This window comes from Rhodoferax lacus, assembly GCF_003415675.1.
GTDB classification, from domain to species: domain Bacteria; phylum Pseudomonadota; class Gammaproteobacteria; order Burkholderiales; family Burkholderiaceae_C; genus Allorhodoferax; species Allorhodoferax lacus.
In genome coordinates, this window is the sequence record NZ_QFZK01000024.1 from 44,018 (window position 1) to 50,075 (window position 6,058).

General features: G+C 64.1%; 5 protein-coding genes. All 5 read left to right on the forward strand.

Annotated elements, in window-relative coordinates; genetic code table 11:
- The first annotated feature begins 40 nt into the window (after nucleotides 1-40).
- The 5 genes from DIC66_RS20560 (at nucleotide 41) to DIC66_RS20580 (ending at nucleotide 5,701) form a co-directional block, all read left to right on the forward strand.
- Nucleotides 41-1,198 carry a flagellar basal body P-ring protein FlgI gene (locus tag DIC66_RS20560; protein WP_117180053.1) on the forward strand — a complete coding sequence of 386 codons (1,158 nt, stop codon included), beginning with the start codon at nucleotides 41-43 and terminating at the stop codon, nucleotides 1,196-1,198.
- Nucleotide 1,199: 1 nt separating this feature from the next.
- Entirely contained in the window at nucleotides 1,200-2,135 is a 936-nt protein-coding gene (gene flgJ / locus DIC66_RS20565) for a flagellar assembly peptidoglycan hydrolase FlgJ (protein ID WP_117180054.1), read from the forward strand.
- 11 nt (nucleotides 2,136-2,146) lie between these two features.
- Nucleotides 2,147-4,123, forward strand: a complete 1,977-nt coding sequence (gene flgK, locus DIC66_RS20570) for a flagellar hook-associated protein FlgK (RefSeq protein ID WP_117180055.1) — start codon at nucleotides 2,147-2,149, stop codon at nucleotides 4,121-4,123.
- 21 nt (nucleotides 4,124-4,144) lie between these two features.
- Entirely contained in the window at nucleotides 4,145-5,374 is a 1,230-nt protein-coding gene (gene flgL / locus DIC66_RS20575; protein ID WP_117180056.1) for a flagellar hook-associated protein FlgL, read from the forward strand.
- A 102-nt stretch (nucleotides 5,375-5,476) separates the two neighbouring features.
- A complete protein-coding gene (locus DIC66_RS20580; RefSeq protein WP_117180057.1) occupies nucleotides 5,477-5,701 on the forward strand; it encodes a hypothetical protein in 225 nt (74 codons plus the stop codon).
- The last annotated feature ends 357 nt before the right edge of the window (nucleotides 5,702-6,058 follow it).

Consider the following 6,058-nt stretch of genomic DNA (forward strand, 5'->3'; position numbering starts at 1 on the left):
AAAGGATTCCATCGAATCCCCCCGTTACCGACCTTGCACAATGAAAACCCAGAACCACGCACCCTCAGGCACCGGCCAGCAGCAGCTGCTGAAGTCCTTGGTGCTGGTCTGCCTCACCCTTTTCAGCCTGTTTTTTTCGGCCCCGGCCTTGGCCGCCCGCCTCAAGGAAATCGCCTCCATTGAAGGCGTGCGCAGCAACCAGCTGAGCGGCTTTGGCCTGATCGTGGGCCTGGACGGCACGGGCGACCAAACCACGCAGATGCCCTACACCACCCAGGGCCTGTCCAACTACCTGCGCCAGCTTGGCATGACGCTGCCGGTGGCCCAGCTCAGCCAGCTGCAGATGAAGAATGTGGCCGCCGTGCTGGTCACCGCCCAGCTGCCCGCCTTTGCACGCCCGGGCCAGACGCTGGACATCAACGTATCCTCGGTGGGCAATGCCAAGTCGCTCAAGGGCGGCACCCTGATTGCCACCCCGCTCAAGGGTGTGGACGGCGAGGTCTATGCCATGGCCCAGGGCAACCTGATCGTGGCCGGGGCCGGGGCGTCAGCTGGCGGCAGCAAGGTCACCGTCAACCACCTCAGCGTGGGCCGCATTCCGGACGGCGCCCAGGTGGAGCGCGCTGTTCCCACCGCCATCCTGGAGGGCAGCAGCATCAGCCTGTCGCTCAACGCCTCGGACTTCCAGACCGCCCGCAAGGTGGCGCAAACCCTGAACACCAAATACGGCCCGGGCACGGCCATCGCGCTGGACGGCCGCACGGTGCAGGTGCTGGCACCCGCAGCACCCAACGAGCGCATCGGCTTCATTGCCGAAATGGAAGAGCTGCCCATCGAGTCCAGCATCCAGTCGGCCAAGGTCATCATCAACTCGCGCACCGGCTCCATCGTGCTCAACCAGGCCGTGACCCTGAATGCCTGCGCCATTGCGCACGGCAACCTGTCCATCAGCATCTCGAGCAACCCGCAGGTGAGCCAACCCAATGCCCTGTCGGGCGGCCAGACCGTGGTCACCGACAAGCCCACCATCGACATCAAGGCAGAGCCCGGCAAACTGATCCAGCTGCCCGCAGCAGCCCAGCTGGCTGACGTGGTGAAGGCGCTCAATTCCCTGGGCGCCACGCCGCAGGACCTGTTGGCCATTCTGCAAGCCATCAAGTCGGCCGGTGCCCTGAACGCGGAGCTGGAGGTGATCTGACATGAGCTACGGTTCCATTCACGGCACATCGTCCTTCACCCAGGGCCTGGCGGCAGACAGCCAGTCGCTGGCCAAGCTCAAGCTCGAGGCGGGCACCAGCACGCCCGAATCCATCAAGGAGGCGGCCAAGCAGTTTGAGTCGCTGTTCATGAAGGAGCTGATCAAGAGCATGCGCGACGCCAATGCCAGCATGAAGTCCGGCATGAACGACAACGCCGGCTCCGACCTGGGCACCGACCTGCTGGACCAGCAGTTTGCGGTCCAGATGTCGGGCCAGCCCGGCGGCCTCTCGCAACTGATTGCGGCCCAGCTGACCCGCCAGGCTGCAGAACAGAAGGCCGCAGCCCTGGGCAATACACCGGCAACGGCCACCACACCCGCCACACCAACGACCGCGCCCGCAGACCCGGCGCGCAATGTCGGCAGCCACAGCAACGCGGGCAAGTCTGGCCGCGCGCCCACGGCCGGGCAGGTGGAGTTTGTGAACAAGCTCTCGGACGCGGCCGCCCAGGTCGAGAAGGCCACCGGCATACCGGCCGGCTACATGATCGGCCAGGCCGGCCATGAAACCGGCTGGGGCCAGCACGAGATCCGGCAAAAAGGCGGCGCGCCCTCGTTCAACCTGTTTGGCATCAAGGCCACCGCAGGCTGGACCGGCAAGGTGGCTGAAGTCACCACCACCGAGTATGTGAACGGCGTGGCCCACAAGACGGTCGCCAAGTTCCGCGCCTATGGTTCATACGAAGAGTCGTTCAAGGACTATGCCAAGCTGATTGGCGACAGCCCGCGCTACGCGCAGGCCAAGCTGCAGACCAGCAGCCCCCAGGCCTTTGCCAGCGGGTTGCAAAAGGCCGGCTATGCCACCGATCCGGAATACGCCGCCAAGCTCAGCCGGGCCATCAACACCACGCTGCAGATGCGCCGTGTGCAGGTCTGAAGGAACAGACCATGGGCATTCTCAACATCGGTACACAGGCACTCAATGCCAATCTGCTGGCCTTGCAGACCACGGGCAACAACATTGCCAACGTCAACACCGCCGGGTATTCGCGCCAAAGCGTGATCCAGCAGACGGTGGCTGGCCAGTACACCGGCGCGGGCTATATCGGCAAGGGCGTCACGGTTGCCACCATCCAGCGCAATTACGACCAGTTCCTGACACGCCAAAGCGCGCTGGCCGCATCCACCCAGGCCGCCGATGCCACGCGCTCGGACTACCTGGCGCAACTGAGCAACATCTTCCAGGGCGGAACAGACGGCATCGGCGCCTCCATCAACGACATGATGAACTCCTTCTCGGACGTTGCCAGTGCCCCCACGGACCTGACCGCCCGCACGGTGGCGCTGACCCGCATTGACGAGACGGCGCGGCGCATGCGCGCGGCTTCGCAAAGCCTGGACGATTTGCAGACCGGCATCAGCCAGTCCCTCACGGAGAAAATCGGTGCAGTGAACACGCTGGCAAAAAACATTGCCGCCGTGAACGAGCAGATTGCGCGCGCCATGGGCAACAGCCAGCCCCCCAATGACCTGCTGGACAAGCGCGACCAATTGATCAAGAACCTCAATCAGTACGTGCAGACCACCTCCATTGCGGCCGACGATGGCTCGGTGGGTGTGTACATCGGCGGCAGCCAGGCGCTGGTGCTGGGCGCCAGTGCAGCCACCCTGTCGCTGGCCAAGAATGACTTTGGCGACACGCTGCAAAACAAGCTGGTGATCACGCAGGCTGGCAATGCGGTCACCATGGACGAGAGCCGCTTGGGTGGCGGCGAGATCTCGGGCCTGCTGCGCTTCCAGAACACCGACCTGGTGGAGGGCCGCAACCTGCTGGGGCGCCTGACCACGGCCGTGACCGGCAGCATGAACGCCCAGCACGCGCTGGGCCTGGACCTCAATGGACAGCCCGGCGGCGACCTGTTCACCCCGGTGAGTGTCAACAACATCCTGACACCCACGGCACCTGCCACCCTCAATACCGGCAGTGTGACCTATGGTTCAGGTGCCGCCACCGATTTGACACTGGCGGTTACCAACACCAGTACACTGGTGGCATCGGACTACCTGGTCACCGTGACATCGCCGACGCAGGTCAGCATCACACGCGTGTCCGATGGGGTCAGCGTTCCGGTGAACGTTGCCAACCCGTCTGTGCCCATTACCTTTGACCCGACCAACGCCGCAGTGCCCATCACCTTTGACGGCCTGACCCTGACCAACCTGGCCGGTGCCAATACCGGTGACCGCTTCTACCTGCAGCCCTTCAGCACTGCAGCCAGCAACATCACACGGGAGTTCTCCACCCCCAGCGCGCTGGCTGTGGCCAGCCCGATTGCCGGCAAGATGGGCACAACCAACAAGGGCAGCCTGCAACTCTCGTCGCTGGTGGCCGGCGTGAACCCGCCCACCAACGTGCCCGTCACCATCACCTTCACATCGGCCAGCAGCTACACGCGCAGCGACGTGGCGGGCAGCTTCACCTACACCTCGGGCAAGCCGATTCTGGGCACCGGCACACCCAGCGCCTGGTCCCTGACACTGCAAGGCGCACCGCAAAACCTGGATACCTTCACCCTCCAGGACATCAAGACCACCAGCCTGGACCTCAAGCTCAATGGCGGCAACGCCTCGGCACTGATGGCGCTGCGCGATGTGCCCACCTTTGACGGCGCGGCCATGTCCGATGGCTATGCCAGCCTGATTTCGGAAATCGGTGTGCGCGCGCAAAGCGCCAACTACTCCGCCACGGTGTCTACCAACATCGCACAGAATGCCGAGAAGGACCGCACCGGCGTCTCGGGCGTCAACATGGATGAGGAAGCCGCCAAGCTGCTGCAGTACCAGCAGGCCTACCAGGCCTCGGCCAAGATGATCCAGGTTGCACAAACCATTTTCGACACCCTGATCCAGACGCTGGGCCGCTAAGCCCGACACAGGAGCCACCATATGTCTGTCACCTCTTTTTCCCGCCTGGGCACGTCCAACGCTTACGACAGCACCATCGCCAATCTGCAGAACCGCCAGAACACCCTGTCCAATGTGCAGGAGAGCCTGTCGTCCGGCAAGAAGGTCAACACGCCCTCGGACGACCCCACCGCTGCCGCACAGGCCGAGCGCGCCCTGAACCGCCTGTCGCGCATTGCCACCGACCAGCGTGCGCTGGAGGTCCAGCGCAATTCGATTGCGTCGGCCGAGAGCACGCTGGGCGATATCACCGATGCGATGCAGCAGGTGCGCGAACTGGTGGTCAACGCGGGCAGTGGCACCCTTGCCGCAGCAGACCGCAAAACCATTGCCAACCAGATCACCGGCCTGCGCCAGCACATCCTGAGCCTGGCCAACACCCTGGACAGCAACGGCCAGCCGCTGTTTGGCGCACTGGGCAGCGCCCTCACACCGTTTGCCGGACCGGCCACCGCGCCCGACTATGCCTTCAACGGGCTGCCGGGAACCGCAGCCGGCGCCACCTATGCAATTGCATCAGCGCTGGACGGCGACAGCGCCTTCATGCTGCAGGCCGCACGCGACGGGGTCTACAACGTCAAGGTGGGCAGTGCCTCGGGAACCCTGAGCACCGGCAACATCAGCAAGACCAATTCAGCCCTGATCAACGGCTCCTCGTATTCCATTCAGGTCACCGGCTTTGCCGCCAACACGGTGACCTACAGCATCACCGAGACACCTGTCACCGGCGCTCCCACCACCACAGCCGGCGTTACTGCACCGTGGACCGCGGCCGGGGGCTTCAACGTGACGACCATGCCCGGACTGTCACTGACGGTCAATGGCACACCCGCTGCGGGGGACACGGTCACGGTGGATCCCAACTCCAGTGTGTTTGCAACGCTGGACCATGCGGTGACCGACCTGAGTGCAGCCAACAACAGCACGGCAGCCACCCAGGCTGTGTCGCAGGCGCTGAACAACATCGACATCAGCATGGCCCGCATCTCCGCGGTGCGTGGCCAGGCGGGCGACCTGCTCAACCGCGCCGACAGCATCTCCAGCACCAATGACAAGCGCACCATCGAACAGACCGCCAACAAGTCCCGCGCGGAAGACGTGGACATGGTGCAGGCCATCTCCGACTTCCAGAAGCAGCAGACCGGCTACCAGGCGGCGCTGCAGTCGTATGCGCAAATCCAGAAGCTCTCGCTCTTCAACTACATAAGCTGACGCACACCTTGCTGCTGCAGCCTGCAAGCTGTTTGTTGGCTTGTGCATTGAGGCTATCGGTGCGACCATGCGAAGGTCCAACTACAAACAGTGTCATCTCCCGTGACTTCCAACTCCCCAGCAGCGCCTCTGCGCACCGGCCCGTCCAGCGGCCTGGCCTACCCCCCGACCTACGAATCCCTGCGTCCCTTCTTTGACCCCGGCACCCAATGGTGCAATGTCTCGCAGGAGCACCTGGCCTATCGCACCCTCAAGGACCTCTTTCCGGCACTGAGCGCCCAGGAGAGCTTTTTGATCGTCATCACCGCGCGGCAGCTATTCCGCTGAAATAGCGCCCCCACGCTTGCCACTGCCCAGGAAGGCGCTCAGCGCCTGACGCTTGTGCTGCGCTGGTCGTGCCGATGCCAGAGGCATGCTGCTCTTTGGCCTGTCCCGGTCTGCGCAGGCAGACCGTGAGCCGCAGGCCTCAGCCCCAAGGGGGCTGTCCCGCCTTTAGGCGGCCCGGCGGCGGGACGTGGCGTCCATGCTTGCCACTGCGTGTGCTGCGCTGCCCCCCGAGGGGGCTGTCCCGCCTTGGGGCGTATATGGACGCCCCCGTTTGTGCAAGCTTTCAGAATCTGACGGCGTACAGGAGAAGATTGCAGTCGTATATCCGGGCTTTGTGCACTTGCGTGTGCGGCCCCT

What these genes read in the sequence shown, in the direction of transcription:
- DIC66_RS20560 (WP_117180053.1), top strand. Translation starts at nt 41, where the DNA reads ATGAAAACCCAGAACCACGCACCCTCAGGCACCGGCCAGCAGCAGCTG.
- flgL (WP_117180056.1), top strand. Translation starts at nt 4,145, where the DNA reads ATGTCTGTCACCTCTTTTTCCCGCCTGGGCACGTCCAACGCTTACGAC.
- flgK (WP_117180055.1), top strand. Translation starts at nt 2,147, where the DNA reads ATGGGCATTCTCAACATCGGTACACAGGCACTCAATGCCAATCTGCTG.
- flgJ (WP_117180054.1), top strand. Translation starts at nt 1,200, where the DNA reads ATGAGCTACGGTTCCATTCACGGCACATCGTCCTTCACCCAGGGCCTG.